The 15,871-nt window shown below is 70.9% G+C and carries 14 protein-coding genes; 7 read left to right on the top strand and 7 right to left on the bottom strand.

From position 1 onward, the window contains the following. The first annotated feature begins 42 nt into the window (after nt 1–42). Genes ACRQ4C_RS00525 through ACRQ4C_RS00515 form a run of 3 tightly spaced genes read left to right on the top strand, consistent with a single transcriptional unit; the run spans nt 43 to nt 2,801 of the window. Nucleotides 43–696 (top strand): hypothetical protein, encoded by a 654-nt coding sequence (locus ACRQ4C_RS00525; protein ID WP_439689657.1) that lies wholly within the window; start codon nt 43–45, stop codon nt 694–696. A gap of 39 nt (nt 697–735) precedes the next feature. Beyond that, complete coding sequence (locus ACRQ4C_RS00520; RefSeq protein ID WP_439689656.1) at nt 736–1,788, top strand: nitrilase-related carbon-nitrogen hydrolase; 1,053 nt, start codon at nt 736–738, stop codon at nt 1,786–1,788. Then, nucleotides 1,785–2,801, top strand: coding sequence for an agmatine deiminase family protein (locus ACRQ4C_RS00515; RefSeq protein ID WP_439689655.1), 1,017 nt, complete (start codon nt 1,785–1,787; stop codon nt 2,799–2,801). The genes ACRQ4C_RS00520 and ACRQ4C_RS00515 overlap by 4 nt, the downstream gene beginning before the upstream one ends. Before the next feature lie 40 nt (nt 2,802–2,841). Here the strand turns inward: ACRQ4C_RS00515 and ACRQ4C_RS00510 are convergent, their stop codons facing one another. Further along, complete coding sequence (locus tag ACRQ4C_RS00510) at nt 2,842–3,969, bottom strand: alpha/beta hydrolase (RefSeq protein ID WP_290133339.1); 1,128 nt, start codon at nt 3,967–3,969, stop codon at nt 2,842–2,844. 335 nt (nt 3,970–4,304) lie between these two features. Here ACRQ4C_RS00510 and ACRQ4C_RS00505 point away from each other — a divergent pair, with 335 nt between their 5' ends. The 3 genes from ACRQ4C_RS00505 to ACRQ4C_RS00495 all read left to right on the top strand — a co-directional run bounded on the left by ACRQ4C_RS00505 (nt 4,305) and on the right by ACRQ4C_RS00495 (nt 7,777). Further along, the gene (locus tag ACRQ4C_RS00505) at nt 4,305–5,735 is read left to right on the top strand and encodes an APC family permease (protein ID WP_439689654.1); all 1,431 of its coding nucleotides are present in this window, start codon (nt 4,305–4,307) and stop codon (nt 5,733–5,735) included. Then, entirely contained in the window at nt 5,732–7,114 is a 1,383-nt protein-coding gene (locus ACRQ4C_RS00500; protein WP_439689653.1) for an NAD-dependent succinate-semialdehyde dehydrogenase, read from the top strand. Before ACRQ4C_RS00505 ends, ACRQ4C_RS00500 begins: the two co-directional genes overlap by 4 nt. 174 nt (nt 7,115–7,288) lie before the next feature. Then, complete coding sequence (locus ACRQ4C_RS00495; RefSeq protein ID WP_439689652.1) at nt 7,289–7,777, top strand: hypothetical protein; 489 nt, start codon at nt 7,289–7,291, stop codon at nt 7,775–7,777. A 33-nt stretch (nt 7,778–7,810) separates the two neighbouring features. Here ACRQ4C_RS00495 and ACRQ4C_RS00490 read toward each other — a convergent pair whose 3' ends face one another. Together ACRQ4C_RS00490 and glgX are read right to left on the bottom strand one after the other, a co-directional pair. Further along, entirely contained in the window at nt 7,811–8,587 is a 777-nt protein-coding gene (locus ACRQ4C_RS00490) for a hypothetical protein (protein WP_439689651.1), read from the bottom strand. A gap of 121 nt (nt 8,588–8,708) precedes the next feature. Further along, the gene (glgX, locus tag ACRQ4C_RS00485) at nt 8,709–10,727 is read right to left on the bottom strand and encodes a glycogen debranching protein GlgX (RefSeq protein WP_439689650.1); all 2,019 of its coding nucleotides are present in this window, start codon (nt 10,725–10,727) and stop codon (nt 8,709–8,711) included. A gap of 81 nt (nt 10,728–10,808) precedes the next feature. Here glgX and ACRQ4C_RS00480 point away from each other — a divergent pair, with 81 nt between their 5' ends. Beyond that, the gene (locus ACRQ4C_RS00480) at nt 10,809–11,261 is read left to right on the top strand and encodes a hypothetical protein (RefSeq protein WP_439689649.1); all 453 of its coding nucleotides are present in this window, start codon (nt 10,809–10,811) and stop codon (nt 11,259–11,261) included. Nucleotides 11,262–11,265: 4 nt separating this feature from the next. Here ACRQ4C_RS00480 and ACRQ4C_RS00475 read toward each other — a convergent pair whose 3' ends face one another. The 4 genes from ACRQ4C_RS00475 to gabT all read right to left on the bottom strand — a co-directional run bounded on the left by ACRQ4C_RS00475 (nt 11,266) and on the right by gabT (nt 15,780). Continuing rightward, nucleotides 11,266–11,421 (bottom strand): hypothetical protein, encoded by a 156-nt coding sequence (locus ACRQ4C_RS00475; protein WP_439689648.1) that lies wholly within the window; start codon nt 11,419–11,421, stop codon nt 11,266–11,268. A 110-nt stretch (nt 11,422–11,531) separates the two neighbouring features. Next, complete coding sequence (locus ACRQ4C_RS00470) at nt 11,532–12,902, bottom strand: flavin monoamine oxidase family protein (protein ID WP_439689647.1); 1,371 nt, start codon at nt 12,900–12,902, stop codon at nt 11,532–11,534. Then, nucleotides 12,899–14,419: an NAD-dependent succinate-semialdehyde dehydrogenase gene (locus ACRQ4C_RS00465; protein ID WP_439689646.1), complete on the bottom strand. Its 1,521-nt coding sequence runs from the start codon at nt 14,417–14,419 to the stop codon at nt 12,899–12,901. The genes ACRQ4C_RS00470 and ACRQ4C_RS00465 overlap by 4 nt, the downstream gene beginning before the upstream one ends. Continuing rightward, nucleotides 14,416–15,780, bottom strand: coding sequence for a 4-aminobutyrate--2-oxoglutarate transaminase (gene gabT, locus ACRQ4C_RS00460; RefSeq protein WP_439689645.1), 1,365 nt, complete (start codon nt 15,778–15,780; stop codon nt 14,416–14,418). The genes ACRQ4C_RS00465 and gabT overlap by 4 nt, the downstream gene beginning before the upstream one ends. Between the last annotated feature and the right edge of the window lie 91 nt (nt 15,781–15,871).

Genomic DNA, 15,871 nt, shown 5'->3' with positions numbered 1-15,871 from the left:
CGCAGCGCCGTGGCCCCGCGCAGCGGTGCCACACTCGGGACCGTGACGACGACGCGGACCACCCACGAGCACGAACACCGTGCGCCGGTCGCCGTGGCCGTGCTCGTCAACCTCGCCCTGAGTCTCTTCCTGCCCGACCAGGTGCTGTTCTTCCCCTCGTGGGTCGTGCCGCTGCTCGGTGTCCTGCTCCTCACACCGCTCATCGTGTTCAACCCGCGACGACTCACCCGTGAGACCACCTGGTCGCGCTGGCTGTCCACGGGCCTCGCGGTGCTGCTCACGGTGGCGAACCAGCTCACCGTCGTGAAGACGATCGACCAGCTCCTGCACGGACACCCTGACGGCGGTGCGGTGCTGCTCACGGCCCTGCAGGTGTGGGTGAGCAGCATCATCGCGTTCGGGCTCGTGTACTGGGAGCTGGACCGCGGTGGTCCGGTCGCACGTCGGCAGCCGCAGCTCTGGGCGAGCGACGAGGCCGACTTCCTGTTCCCGCAGGAGTCCGATCCGACCAAGGCGTCGTGGCGACCCGTGTACCTCGACTACCTCTACGTCGCGATGACGAACATGGTGGCCTTCAGCCCGACCGACACGATGCCACTCACCGTCCGGGCGAAGATGATCATGGCCTACCAGGCGATCGGCGGCTTCATCCTGCTCGCACTCGTCATCTCCCGCGCGGTGAACATCATCTCCTGACCCCTTGCGCTTGTTGATCGCAAGGTCAACAATGGCGCCATGGACGTCACCACCGCTGCAGACCAGCCGTCTCCCCTGCGCGAGGACACCGGGACCGCCCGTCGCCGGGTCCGTGTCGCGCTCGTCCAGACCCGTTGGCACGAGGACCCCGTCGAGCACGAGCGCGTGCTCGCCGACGGGATCGCGTCCGCGGCGGCGAACGGAGCCACCGCCGTCTTCCTGCAGGAGCTCACGCTCTCCCGGTACCCCGGTGACGTGCCGGCGGACGGGGTACCGAAGGACGGGGCAGAGTCGCTCGAGGACGGCCCGACCGTGACCTTCGCCCGCGAACAGGCCCGGCGCCACGGCGTGTTCATGCACGCGTCGCTGTACGAGCGACCTGCCGACGACGACCAGCCGGACGACCCCCGTGGCTACAACACCGCGGTGCTCGTCGGCCCGGACGGCTCCCTCGTCGGACGGACCCGGAAGACCCACATCCCGATCAGTGCCGGCTACTACGAGGACACCTACTTCCGGCCGGGCCCCGACGACGACGCGTTCCCCGTGTACGACCCGGAAATCCTCGGCGTGCGGGTCGGGCTCCCCACGTGCTGGGACGAGTGGTTCCCCGAGGTCGCGCGGTCCTACGGGCTCGCCGGTGCGGAGGTCCTCGCCTACCCGACCGCGATCGGGTCCGAACCGACGTTCCCCGACTTCGACACCGCACCGATCTGGCGGCAGGTCATCGTCGCGAACGGCATCACCGCCGGGCAGTTCATGGTCGTGCCGAACCGCTGGGGCGACGAGGGCGCGATCACGTTCTACGGCTCGTCGTTCATCTCGGACCCGTTCGGCCGGGTGCTCGTCGAGGCTCCGCGCGACACGGACGCCGTGCTCGTGGCCGACCTCGACCTCGACGCACGGGCCGAGTGGCTCCGGCTCTTCCCGTTCTACGTGACCCGGCGGCCCGACCTCTACGCACCCCTGACCGACCCGGTCGACCGCCTGCGTGACGGGTACGGCGCCGACGAGGCGATCCGTGCCTCCCTGGCGGACACCGCCACCCCGCGCCGAGCCGTCGGCCCGCAGACCGCGGCGGCACGCGCGTGACCTGGCGGATGCCGGCGGAGACCGCGCCGCAGGACCGCACCTGGATGGCCTTCCCCCGCCCGGGCGCGACCCTCGGCGAAGACGCGGCGAGCGCCGATGCCGCCCGGACGGCATGGGCCACGACGGCGAACACGATCGCCGAGTACCAGCCCGTCACGGTCGTCGTCGACCCGGTCGCCCGAGCGGAGGCAGCACGCCTGCTCTCGGGTACCGTCGACGTCCTCGAGGCGCCGCTCGACGACTTCTGGATGCGGGACATCGGCCCCACGTTCGTACTGGGTGACGACGGACGACTCGGTGCGGTGGACTGGGTGTTCAACGGGTGGGGCGCGAACGCGTGGTCGACCTGGACCCGTGACGCACGGATCGCCGCCACGGTCGCCGAGGCCGCCGGCGCCGAACGGATCCCGTCGCTCCTCGTGAACGAGGGCGGGGCGATCCACGTCGACGGCCGGGGCACGGTGCTGGTCACGGAGACGGTGCAGCTCGATCCCCGACGGAACCCGTACGCGGACCACGCCCGCGTCGAGGAGGAGCTCGCACGGACCATCGGCGCGTCCGAGGTCGTGTGGCTGCCGCGTGGACTGACCCGGGACTACGACGGGCTCGGGACCCGCGGGCACGTGGACATGGTGGCGACCTTCGCTGCGCCGGACGTCCTGCTCCTGCACGCGCAGCCGGATGCCGACCACCCGGACCACCTGGTGATGCCACAGGTCCGGGCGGCGCTCGAACGTGTGACGGACGCCACGATCGTCGAGTTGCCGGCACCGGCGACGCTCGCCGACGACGACGGCCCCGTGGACTGGAACTACGTCAACCACGTCGTGGTGAACGGCGCCGTGATCGCGTGCGCCTTCGGTGAGCCCTCGGCCGACGACCGGGCTCGCGGGGTCCTCGCGGACGTGTACCCGGGGCGGGAGGTGCGGTCGGTGGACGCGCGGGAGGTGTTCGCGCGTGGGGGCGGGCTGCACTGCATCACGCAGCAGCAGCCGAGCGTCGGCGCGCACTGACACGGCTGCTGCACCGACCGGACACGAGCGCCCGCTGCGGTCAGTCCCCGGACGGCGCCAACCCGATCCGCGACTGCATCCACGCCAGCCCCGCGGCGAGCGCCGCCCGTGCGGTCGTCCAGTTGTGCTTGTCGCCGGGCACCACCCACGTCGCGACGTGCATGCCCGCGGCTCGCGCTCGCGCTGCCTGCACGGGCATCACGGGCCCGTAGGTGTGGTCGAGTTGCCCGACCGCGAAGAACGCGTTCGTGTCCCGGTAGGGCGCGTTCGCCCGCATCAGGGCCGCCGGCTGCGCGGCGAGGTACGCGGCACGGCTGCCCGCGAAGCCGTCGGCGATCGTCTTCGCCTCGCCGCCGAGCGTCGGACCGTCCTCGCCGGAGACGTCGATCAGGTTGCCGAAGCGGGAGGGGTCACCGGCACCGAGCTGGATCGCGCACGTCCCGCCCTGCGAGAACCCACCGATCGTCCACGCCGACGCCGCGGTCTGCACCTTGAGGTGACTCGTGATCCACGCGGGGACGTCCTTCGTGAGGTACGTCCGGCTGTTGCCGAGCTTCCCGTCGACGCACATCGGGTTGGCGGACTGCGGACCGAGCTGGTCCGGCACGACGACGATCGGAGCGAGCCCGCGGTCGACGGTGGCGAGGGCGTCCATGGTCTGCTCGATCTGCCCGCCGCTCTGCACGTCGTTCGGTCCGGCGCCGCGGGACTGACCCGACAGCAGGACGTCGACCGGTAGGTGCGGCGGGTCGGCGGTGAGGGCTGCGGGTGGCAGGTACACGAGGGCCTGTCGCGCTGCGAAGTGGGACGTCGTCGCGGGGATCGTCTCGTGCAGCAGGCGCCCCTGGGTCGGCATGCCGTCGGGCGCCGTCCACGAGGTCGCGAGGTCGACGCTGCTCGGGGCGGTCGACCCGCCGGGCGCCTCGCTGGCGGGGATGCCGAGCGACGACGTCGGCACCGGGGTGTACGTGGGCACGGGTCGCGGGGAGGTACGCGTCGGCGTCGCGGAGGCAGCCGCGGCCGGTCCGTCGGCGCGGGCCGACGCGTGGCTCGCCGTCCAACCGCCGAGTCCTCCGACGACCAGCCCGACGACGAGTCCCCCCGCGAGTCCACCGGCGAGCAGGGCTCCACCACGTCGTTGCCGGGGGGTGCTGGGTGTGCGTGCCATCGGTCGTCCTCGTCCTGCGTGCGCTCTCGTCGGAGGTGCTCTCCGGCCGCGAGCGTAGGGACCGGGTCCGGGAACTCGCTGCCGTCCGGCGACGGTCGGCTGAGGGTCTTCCCCGCCCGCCTTCAGCGACCGTCGGGCGTCCTCCGAGCAAGCGACATGACGTACAACCGACACCGCCCCCGTGTACTCGACGGCGTGCCCGGCGCGCTTGCCGTCGTCGGTATCGTCTGCGCACCGGGTCGCTCCGAACGGGCGTCCCGGTACCCGTACCGGTCGGGGCACCGTCGCCCCGACCCCGGCCCCGCGGCCCGGCCGCGAGCAGGAGGGAACGACCCTTGGCAACACCGACCCTCGCCACAGCGGCGTCCGGCTCGACCGCCCGTGGCGGTTCCCTGAAGCGGAGTCTCGGCCTGTGGGCCATCGTCGGACTCGGCCTGGGCTACATGACCCCGACGGTCGTGTTCGACACGTTCGGCATCGTGTCCGACGAGACGAACGGCGCCGTGCCGAGCGCCTACGTCATCGCGCTCGTCATCATGCTCCTGACCGCGGTCAGCTACGGGAAGATGGTGCGGGTCTACCCGGCGGCCGGTTCGGCGTACACGTACGTGCGGGAGTCGATCCACCCCAACGCCGGCTTCATGGTGGGCTGGGCTTCCCTGCTCGACTACCTGCTGCTGCCGATGGTCAACGCGCTCATCATCCGGCTGTACCTCGAGCAGGTGTTCCCCGCGCTGCCGGCGTGGGTCACGGTCGTCGTGTACACGCTCTTCGTCACCACCGTGATCTGCCTCTCCATGCGCGGCACCTCGAACCTCAACATGGTCCTGCTCGTCGGAGCGATCCTCGCGATGATCGCGTTCGTCGTGTTCGCGGTCATCGAGCTCGTCCGCGGTGCCGGAGCGGGCACCGTCGTCAGCACCGAGCCGTTCGTGCACGACGGCGTCACCATGACCGCCCTGCTCACCGGCGCCACGGTGGTGTGCTTCTCGTTCATCGGGTTCGACGCCGTGACGATGTACACGGAGGAGGCGAAGAGCATCCGGATCATGCCGAAGGCGATCCTGCTCACCGTCCTGCTCGGCGGCCTGATCTTCCTGGTGTCCGCGTACTTCGCACAGCTCCGGTTCCCGACCAACGCACCGTTCGGGGAGTTCACCGACGACCCGCTGCCGCAGATCGGGCTGCTCGTGGGCGGTCCGGTCTTCCAGGCCATCCTCGTCGCCGCGGGCTTCGTCGCCGCCCTGGCGTCCGGGCTGGCCTCGCACGCGAGCGTCGCGCGCATGCTGCTCGTGATGGGCCGGAACAACGTCCTGCCGAAGAAGGTGTTCGGCTACGTCAGCCCGAAGACCCGCACGCCGATCCCGAACATCATCATCGTCGGCGCGGTCACGCTCTTCGCGATGACCTTCTCGCTCGACACGATCTCGTCGTACATCAACTTCGGCGCCCTCATCGCGTTCACCTTCGTCAACCTGACCGTCATCGTGCACTTCGCCTGGCGCCAGGGTCGTCGGCACATCGCCCGCGACCGCTTCGCCTACATCGTGCTGCCGGGTGTCGCGATGCTCCTGACGGGTGTTCTCTGGTCTCAGCTGCACGCCGACGCGCTCATCGCCGGCGGGGTGTGGGCCGCGATCGGGTTCGTGTACCTGCTGGTCATCACGAAGGGGTTCCGGATCCAGCCGAGGGGCTTCGACGAGAACCAGCCCGTGACCGGCGTCAACAAGCAGCTCACCGACGAGCACCGACAGGAGACACGATGAACGACACCGCCACCACCTACGCGGTGACCGACCCGGCGTCCGGCGAGGTCCTCGCCACGTTCCCGACGATCACGGACGCCGAGCTCCAGCAGGCGATCGCCGCCGCCGACCGGACGCACGCGGACTGGGGCCGGTCCACCACCGTGGCCGACCGCGCCGCCCTCCTGCACCGCGTCGCCGAGCTCTACCGCGAGCGACGCGAGGCCCTCGCGACCACGATCGTGCGCGAGATGGCGAAGCCGATCGACCAGGCGTACGGCGAGGTCGACTTCTGCGCCGACATCTACGACTACTACGCCGACCACGCGCAGGACTTCCTCGCCGATCAGCCGATCACGCTTGCGGAGGGCAGCGAGGGCAGCGCCTTCGTCCGCAAGTCCTCCGTCGGCGTGCTGCTCGGCATCATGCCGTGGAACTTCCCCGCGTACCAGATCGCCCGGTTCGCCGGCCCGAACCTCGTCATCGGCAACACGGTCCTGCTCAAGCACGCTCCGCAGTGCCCGGAGTCCGCACTCGCGATCGAGGCGGTCTTCCACGACGCCGGGTTCCCCGAGGGCGCCTACACGAACGTCTTCGCCACCAACGACCAGGTCGCCGACGTCATCGCCGACCCGCGCGTGCAGGGCGTGTCCCTCACCGGCTCCGCCAGGGCAGGCGCCGCCGTCGCGGAGATCGCCGGCCGGAACCTCACGAAGGTCGTGCTCGAGCTCGGCGGGTCGGACCCGTTCATCCTGCTCTCGACCGACGACCTCGACGCCGTGGTCGAGTCCGCCGTCGCCACCCGCCTGGAGGGCAACGGCCAGGTCTGCAACGCCGCGAAGCGCTTCCTCGTGGCGGACCACCTGTACGACGACTTCCTCGCGAAGTTCACCGCTGCCATGTCCGCCGTGGAACCGACCGACCCGAGCGTCTCCGGCGCCGAGCTCGGCCCGCTGTCCTCGCCGACCGCGGCCGACCGGCTCGAAGCACAGCTGGCGGCGGCCGAGGAGCAGGGTGCCACGGTCGTCACCGGGGGCGAGCGCCGCGGCAACGCGTTCACGCCGACCGTGCTGACGGGCGTCACGTCCGACAACGACGCCTACCGCGAGGAGTTCTTCGGTCCCGTGGCGGCCGTGTACCGGGTCGCCGACGAGGACGCCGCGATCGAGCTCGCGAACGACACCCCGTTCGGCCTCGGCTCGTACCTCTTCACCACCGACGCCGACCAGGCGCTCCGGGTCGCCGACCACATCGAGGCCGGCATGGTCTACGTCAACATCGTCGGCGCGGACAGCCCCGAGCTGCCGTTCGGCGGTGTCAAGGCGAGTGGCTTCGGGCGCGAGCTCGGCCCCTTCGGGGCCGACGAGTTCGTCAACAAGAAGCTCATCCGCATCGGCTGACGGTCCGACCGGACCAGCAACGGACGGGAGGCGCGGTGCCAGCCGGCACCGCGCCTCCCGTCCGTCGCTGCTCGCGTCCGCTGACTCCCCCGGAATTCTGTCACATCCGGTATGTTTCGTATCATGCCGCGGATCGCATCATTCGCTCGTGAGAGCATCAGCCCTTCGACGGCAATGCCCGTGATCGCCGGGGGCACGATGCTCGGCCTGTCCGCGACGGGATCGAGCTCGGCACTGTGGTGGGGAATAGGCGAGGTCATACTCGTAGCGAGCGTCGTGGTCACCGTCGGTTCACTCCTCCTCACCCGCCTCCGCGGCCTGCCTCCCGTGCCTTGGGATGGGAGGACCTGGACCCGCACGGCACTCGCGATCCCGCTCGCTGCCGTCGCGGGAGCGATGCTCTTCGATGGACCGTTGTCACTGCTGGCCGTGACCCCGATCCTGACCCTCGCATGCGGAGTGGGGGCCGAGCGATCAGGAGCACGCCGCCGCACCGTCGCCGCGATCTCCTGCGCAGCTGCGGGGACAGTGCTCATCGTGCTGTTCTGCGGAGGCACGTTGAACGCTGGCCTCTCCGCCCTCATCCAGGGCAGCGTCGTGTCCGGGGCGTTCGTCGCCCTGCTCGTCGCCGGTCGAGTCGTGATCCGGCGGTGGCGGCACTGACTCGCACGTCAGCACCGCCACACCGTCGGCTCCTTACTTGAAGACCGCCATGCAAGTGGTTCCGCGAACGACGCCGTTGTTCCGGAACTGCACGCAGATGCTGCCCGCCCGCATCGTGCGCTTCTTCGCCCCGGGGATGTGGAACGAGGCCTGCCCGCATCCAGATCGCACGGACGTGGTCTCCGTCGCGTAGACACGATCCGACGTGTCCTTGAACTGGTACCGGCCGCTCCAGTTGCAGAACATGCCGGGGACGATCGCCGCAGGACCGATGCAGTCAACGCCAGTCGTGGTGCCGCTCAGGTTCAGACCACTGCCCCGGACCGACATGTTCAAGAAGCACCCTGCGGGCACGTTGATCGTCGTGCCTTTCCAGCTCCATGAGAACGAGCCGACCGGCCGGGAAGCGAAGCCACCCCGTGCGTTCGATCCCCCGTCCGCCGCCGCGTCGTACGGCGCTGACGCCGCAGTGAGGGCGCGCTCGAACTCGCGTACCTCGGACAAGCCCGCCGAAGCACTCGCCGGCGCCGTGGTCGCGGCACCGATCAGCACCGCCCCGCCGAGGACGGCGGCAGACTTGGTGATCATTCTGGTGACCATCTCTTCCTCCCCGTCAGCCGCTTGCTGACATTTCACCGTTGACATAGCGTTGTCCTGGTGAGGAAGAGAACGGCGGAAGCGCGATCGAGTGGAGGCAGGCTGATCCGTGACGGCACGAAGAGCGCATCGCAGGTCCTGCACGCCTTGCGGCAGCAACGGGTCGGCGTCGAGCGCATCATCAAGCGCGACTTCTCGGACGACCAGATGCACGCCGCCGTCGCCCGGTACAGCGCGAGATGGCTGGGCTCCGCATCGGCCGACGGCCCCGATCAGGCAGGACGACGGACTGGAGGCGCGGTGCCGGCTGGCACCGCGCCTCCAGTCCTGTGGTCTAGACCAGCGCCGTGAAGGACGCGTCCCGCACCAGCACGGTCGTGGCGTCGCCGCCGACCGCCTGCTCCTGGTCACTCGACAGCCCGAGCGCCCAGCTCCCGCCACCCGGCTTCTCCGGCAGCGTGAACTCGACGGTCGTGTCCGAGGCGTTGAGGAGCACCGCCACGGCGTCGTCACCACGGGTCAGCACGAGCGTGACCGCCCGGTTGCCCCCGTCGGCCCAGTCGGCGTCCTCGAAGCCCTGCGCGTCGGCTCGGAGTACCTGCACGGTCGAGTCGGAGTCACCGGGGGCGGTGCGGTACCACTCGGGCCGGAGCGCCGGGTGCTCGCGGCGGAAGGCGATCGCAGCCGTCGCGAACGCGAGGAGGTCCTGGTCGGCGGCTGCCCAGTCGAACCAGGAGATCTCGTCGTCCTGGCAGTACGCGTTGTTGTTGCCGCCCTGCGAGCGCGCGATCTCGTCGCCGCCGAGGATCATCGGCACCCCGGCGGAGAGCATCAGCGTGCCGAGGAAGTTGCGGCGCTGGCGATCGCGGTAGTCGTTCACCGCGCCGTCGTCGGTCGGCCCCTCGACCCCGCCGTTGAACGACGCGTTGTCGCTCTCGCCGTCGTTGTTGTCCTCGCCGTTCGCCTCGTTGTGCTTCTCGGCGTACATCGTCAGGTCGGCGAGGGTGAAGCCGTCGTGCGCGGTGATGAAGTCGACGGAGCACAGCGGCGAGCGCCGGGACCCCTCGTACACGTCGGGGCTGCCGAGGACGCGCTGGACGGCCTCGCCGAGGGTGCCCTCGTCGCCGCGCCAGAACGCGCGGAGGTCGTCGCGGTACTTGCCGTTCCACTCCGACCAGTCAGCGGGGAACCCGCCCACCTGGTAGCCCGCGGTGTCCCACGGCTCGGCGATCATCTTGACCTCGCGGAGCACCGGGTCCTGGTGGACGATGTCGAGGAACGCGGAGTGCTTCTCGGCCTCGCCGTCCTGCCGGGTCAGGGTGGTGGCGAGGTCGAAGCGGAAGCCGTCGACGTGCATCTCCTCGACCCAGTAACGGAGCGAGTCGGTGATGAGCCCGAGCGCGGACGGGTGCGACACGTTGAGGCTGTTGCCGGTGCCGGTGGTGTCGAAGTAGTTCGCCTCGTCACCCTCGACCAACCGGTAGTACGCCTGGTTGTCGATGCCCTTGAACGACAGCGTCGGGCCCATGTGGTTGCCCTCGGCGGTGTGGTTGTAGACGACGTCCATGATGACCTCGAGCCCGGCGGCGTGCAGGGCCTTGACCATCTCCTTGAACTCGGTCACCTGCTGGCCGGCAGTGCCGGAGGACGAGTACTCGTCGTGCGGGGCGAAGAACCCGATGGAGTTGTAGCCCCAGTAGTTCCGGAGGCCCTTGTCCGCGAGGGTCGAGTCCTGGACGAACTGGTGCGTGGGCAGGAGTTCGACGGCGGTGACGCCGAGGTCGGTGAGGTGCTTGATCGCTGCCGGGTGCGCGAGGCCGGCGTAGGTGCCGCGGATCTCCTCGGGGACGTCGGGGTGCTGCTTCGTGAACCCCTTGACGTGCACCTCGTACACGACGGTGTCGGCGTAGGACGTCCCGGGTCGGGTGTCGCCGGCCCAGTCGAACGCGCGGTCGGCGACGACGGACTTCGGCATCGCGCTCGCGGAGTCGGTGTCGTCGAGCTGGTCCGGCTGGTCCATGTCGTGCCCGAACAGTGCCTGGCCCCACTCGTACGTGCCGTCGATCGCGGTCGCGTAGGGGTCGAGCAGGAGCTTGGCCGGGTTGTGCCGCAGGCCGTTCGCGGGGTCCCACGCACCGTGCACGCGGAAGCCGTAGCGGGTACCGACGGTGACGTCCGGGACGACGTCGTGGAAGGTGTACCCGGTGCGGTTCGTGAGTTCGGTGCGGTGTTCGGTGCCGTCCTCGTCGAAGCGGCAGAACTCGACGCGCTCGGCGGTGCTGGAGAAGAGTGCGACGTTCGCGCCGCCGTCGACGAGCGTCACGCCGAGCGGGGTGCGGGAGGAAGTGGTCATGTCGTCCTTGTACCGGTCGGTCACTGTGACCTGTGCCGGACGACGTACCCCGGGCGGGTCGGCCGGTCGTAGGATCGGCTCGTGACCACCGGTGCTCCGCGCTCCCGCCCCGCCCTCGTGACCGCTGCCGTCGTGCTCTGGCTGCTGGTCTCCGCCGCCCAGCTCATCGGCAGCACCCTGGTGATCGGCCGGACCGCCGCGCAGTACGGGCCGTGGTCCGTCGCCGGGTACGTCATCGGGCTCGGGCTCATCGGGTTCGTCGCCTTCGGAGCGATCCGACTGGCGCGGGGCTCCGGCCGCGCACGCTTCTGGCTCGCGGTGCTCGCGGCGTTCGGCCTGCTGAACGCGGTGGTCCCGCCGTACGGCCTGACCACCGCCGAGCGCGTGGCCGCGGCCGTCGCCGGGGTGCTCCCGTACCTCCCGCCGGCGCGGGCCTGGTTCCCGCCGCGTCCGGCTCGCGCTCCGAAGGCGCAGCAGCCGCGCGTGGTCGGCTGGGACCCGGAGACGGGCGAGCCGATCCGCGCCAGCGAGTGACGGACTAGTCCGCCTGCGGCTCCTCGGGCTCACCGCCCGAGTCGTGGTCGCTGTCCTGCGACGGGTCCTCGGTCGCGTCGCCCGACGGCGATCCGTCCGGCAGGTCCTCGGTGTACTCGCGCTCGGCGTCGGACGGCTGGCTGCTGCTCGTGTCGCTCATGGCCGGGACGCTACGCGCGGCGCGCGTCACACCCATCCAGGTGACCAGGAGGAGGACTGGAGGCGCGGTGCGGGCAGGCACCGCGCCTCCCGGCCGTCGTCCGGTCCCGTCTACCGCACCGCCGGCTGCGGCAGAGCCGCGAGGATCTCGGCGGCCGCCTCGCGACCGATCCGCACCGCCCCGTCCACGTGCTGGTACCCGTGCCCGGCGAGGTCGCTCGACGCGAACCGCAGCGGTCCGACGGCCGCGCGCTGGTCGGCGCCGTACCGGACGAGCCCGCCGAGGTCGAAGCTCGCGGCGTAGGCGCCACGGGTCCACTCCTCGGTGCCCCAGTCGCTCTCGTAGTAGACGACCGGGCGGCGCGCCTCGTCACCGTAGTAGTGCGCGAGCGAGTCGAGCACGCGGGCCTTGCGTTCCTCCGCCGACAGCGCGAAGACGTCGTCCGCGTGCTGGTCGGAGACGAACCCGACGAGCGTGCCCTGCTCCGAGCCGTGCATCGAGTTGTCGTACGCCTCGTGCACGAGCTCGTACGGGCTGAACGCGGTGCCGGACAGCCCCGCGCCCCGCCAGAACGGCCGGTCGTAGACGGCGTGCACCTTGATCACGAAGCCCATCGAGAGGTGCTGGTGGAGCTGGTGCTGCCGTCGGGGCAGCGGCGGCTCGTAGGAGATCCGCGAGTAGAGGGGCGGCGGGACGGCCACGAGGGCCTGCCGTGCCCGCACCTCGATGCCGCCGTCCGCGATCGCGACCACGCCCTCGTCGTCCCAGCGGAGCGTCCGGACCGGGGCGTTCAGGTGCACGTCGTCGCCGAGCTTCGCGGCGAGGCGTTCTGAGACCTGCTGCATCCCGCCGACGACGCGCTTGTCGAGGATGAAGTCGGCATCGACGAGGTTCGAGAAGCTGCCCGCCGAGGCCGCCATGAGCAGGGCCTGCAGCGCGGAGAAGGTGTGCGCGGGCTTGGTCAGCATGGCGCCGGCGATGAAGAGCTCGACGTTCTCGGTCGCGACCCGGTCGTCGCTGAGCCGCCGGAGCCACTCGCGGAAGGAGACCTCGTCGAGCACTGCGGCGTCGGGGGTCTCCCACGGCCGCGACGGGTCGACCTTCGCGACGTACTCGTCCACGACGGCCACGAGCCGTTCGATCTCGGTCGCGGTGGCCTCGGGCAGCGGGAAGATGTCGCCGGTGTACTCGGTGCGGGAGCCGTGCTGGTCGATGTAGACGCTCGAGCCCTCGCGGTACCGGTCGTACGTCGCGAGCCCGAGCTGGTCGAGCGTCTCGAGCAGGGCGGTCTGGTCCGGGGAGACCCACTGCCCGCCGATCTCGAGCGTGACGCCCTCGATGTCGTTCGTCCACGTCCGGCCGCCGACGCGGTCACGGGCCTCGAGCACGGCGACGCTCCGGCCCTGCGCGACGAGACGGTTCGCGGCGACGAGTCCGGTCACCCCGGCGCCGATGACGACGACGTCCTTCTCGATGGTCATCGCTGCGTTCCCTTCGTGCGCCCGAACGGGTCGGGCGTCAGTGTGTACATGGTCTCGAGGTACTCGTGCAGGCCCTCGCCGCCGCCCTCGCGGCCGAGCCCGGACTGCTTGACGCCGCCGAACGGGGCGGAGGCGTTCGACACGATGCCGGTGTTCAGCCCGAGCATGCCGGTCTCGAGCCGCTCCATGAGCCGCTGTCCGCGGGCGGGGTCCTCGGTGAACGCGTACCCGACGAGGCCGTACTCGGTGTCGTTCGCCGCGGCGATGCCCTCGTCCTCGGAGGAGAAGGTGCGGATCGCGAGGACCGGTCCGAAGATCTCGTCGCGGAGCAGGTCGCTGCCGGGCTGCACGTCGGTGATCACCGTCGGCGCGTAGAACGTCCCGGGGCCGTCCACGGGCTGGCCGCCGGTGCGGAGGGTGGCGCCCCGGTCGAGGGCGTCGGTCACGAGCCGGTGCGCCTTGTCGACGGCGCGCTGGTCGATGAGCGGTCCGATGGCGACGCCGTCCTCGGTGCCGCGGCCGACGGTCATCGCCTCGACGCGTTCCGTGAGCCGCCGGGCGAACTCCTCGGCGACCGACTCCTGCACGATGAACCGGTTGGCCGCGGTGCACGCCTGCCCGGTGTTGCGGAACTTCGCCGCGAGGGCACCCTCGACGGCGAGGTCGAGGTCGGCGTCCTCGAAGACGAGGAACGGCGCGTTGCCCCCGAGCTCCATGCTCGTGCGGAGGACGTTCTGCGCGGCCTGCGCGAGCAGTGTCCGGCCGACGGGGGTCGACCCCGTGAACGACAGCTTCCGGAGCCGGGGGTCGTTGATGATCGGTTCGGAGAGCGCGCCGGCGTGGCTCGTCGGGACGACGTTGACGACCCCGGCGGGCACCCCGGCCTCGAGCAGCAGGTCCGCGAACAGCAGGGTCGTGAGCGGGGTGAGCTCGGCCGGCTTCACGACCGCGGTGCACCCGGCGGCGAGCGCGGGGGCGATCTTGCGCGTCGCCATCGCGAGCGGGAAGTTCCACGGGGTGATGAGGAACGTCGGACCGACGGGCTTGTGGGTGACGATCGCGCGCCCGGAGCCCTCGGGGTTGGTGCCGTAGGAGCCGCCGATCCGGACGGCCTCCTCGGAGAACCAGCGGAGGAACTCGCCGCCGTACGTGACCTCGCCGTTCGCCTCGGCGAGCGGCTTGCCCATCTCGAGCGTCATGAGGAGCGCGAAGTCCGCGCGGCGCTCCTGGAGCAGGTCGAACGCCTTCCGCAGGACCTCGGCGCGCTGCCGCGGCGGGGTCGACGCCCAGGCCTGCTGGGCAGCTGCGGCGGCGTCGATGGCACGGACACCGTCTTCGGGGGTTGCATCGGCGATCTCGAGGAGCGTCTCGCCTGTGGACGGGTCGACGACGGGGAACGTCGCGCCGTCGGCTGCCTGCTGCCAGGTGCCGTCGACCAGGAGGCCCGTGGGGACCTTCGCGAGCAGCTCGCGTTCGGCGTCGGTGCGGGTGCTGAGGTCGGTCTGGGTGTCGGTCATGCTGCGGCGAGTCCTTCCAGGACGACGTCCAGGCCTTCGCCGAGGAGGGCGTCGTCGATCGCGAGCGGGGGGAGGAAGCGGAGGACGTTGCCGTACGTCCCCGCGGTGAGCGCGATCACACCGTGCTCGTACGCGTACTTGACCACACGACCGGTGAGCGCGGCATCGGGTTCACCGGTCTCCGGGTCGACGAGCTCGATCGCGACCATGGCGCCGCGGCCCCGGACGTCGCCGATGCGGGGGTCCTCGGCCTGCGCGGAACGGAGGCGCCCGAGCAGGAGGTCGCCGATGGCTGCCGCGCGCTCCACGAGCCCGTCGTGCTCGAAGGCGTCGATCGCGGCGAGTGCGGCGGCGCAGGCGACCGGGTTGCCCCCGTACGTGCCGCCGAGGCCGCCGACGTGCGCGGAGTCCATGATGTCGGCACGACCGGTGACGGCGGAGAGCGGCATCCCGCCGGCCATGCCCTTCGCGGTCGTGACGAGGTCGGGGACGATGCCCTCGTGCTCGCTGGCGAACATCGCGCCGGTGCGGGCGAACCCGGTCTGGACCTCGTCGGCGATGAAGACGACGCCGTTCGCGGTCGCCCACTCGGACAGCGCCGACAGGAACCCTGGTGCGGGGACGACGAAGCCGCCCTCGCCCTGGATCGGCTCGATGAGCACGGCCGCGGTGTTCTCGGCGCCGACCTGCTTCTCGATCTGGATGATCGCGCGCTTCGCGGCCTCGGCGCCGGACAGGCCGCCGTCGCGGAAGGGGTAGGACATCGGGACGCGGTAGACCTCGGGGGCGAACGGGCCGAAGCCGTTCTTGTACGGCTGGTTCTTCGCCGTCAGCGCCATCGTGAGGTTCGTCCGACCGTGGTACGCGTGGTCGAACACCACGACGGCCTGCTTGCCGGTGTGCTTGCGCGCGATCTTCACGGCGTTCTCGACGGCCTCGGCACCGGAGTTGAACAGGGCCGTCCGCTTCTCGTGGTCACCGGGGGTCAGCCGGTTCAGGGCCTCGGCCACCTCGACGTAGCCGTCGTACGCCGCGATCGTGAAGCACGTGTGCGTGAACGACGCGACCTGCTGCTGCACGGCCTCGACCACGCGGGGGTGGGCGTTGCCGACGCTCGTCACGGCGATGCCGGACCCGAGGTCGACGAACGAGTTGCCGTCCGCGTCGACGACGACACCGCCCCCGGCCGCGACGACCGCGATCGGTACCGCGACCCCGACGCCTGCGGCCACCGCGGCGCGCTTGCGGTCCATGAGCTCCCGGGAGCGGGGACCCGGCACCTCGGTGACGAGCCGGCGCTCCTGCGGCAGCGAGGGGCCGCCCGTGGCGGCGCTGGTCGAGGGTGCGACGGTGGAGGTCATGCGGCGATCGTAGGAGCCTCACGCCGGGAGCCCCACCGTCCACGGCGTACAGCAGTACTGGCCTCGTTCGCCACAGCGGATAGAGTCCGAC

Origin of the sequence: Curtobacterium sp. SP.BCp (assembly GCF_051903255.1) — a bacterium.
Taxonomy (GTDB): domain Bacteria; phylum Actinomycetota; class Actinomycetes; order Actinomycetales; family Microbacteriaceae; genus Curtobacterium.
Note: the sequence above shows the minus strand (reverse complement) of the source record. Positions and strands in the feature narration are given on the sequence as shown.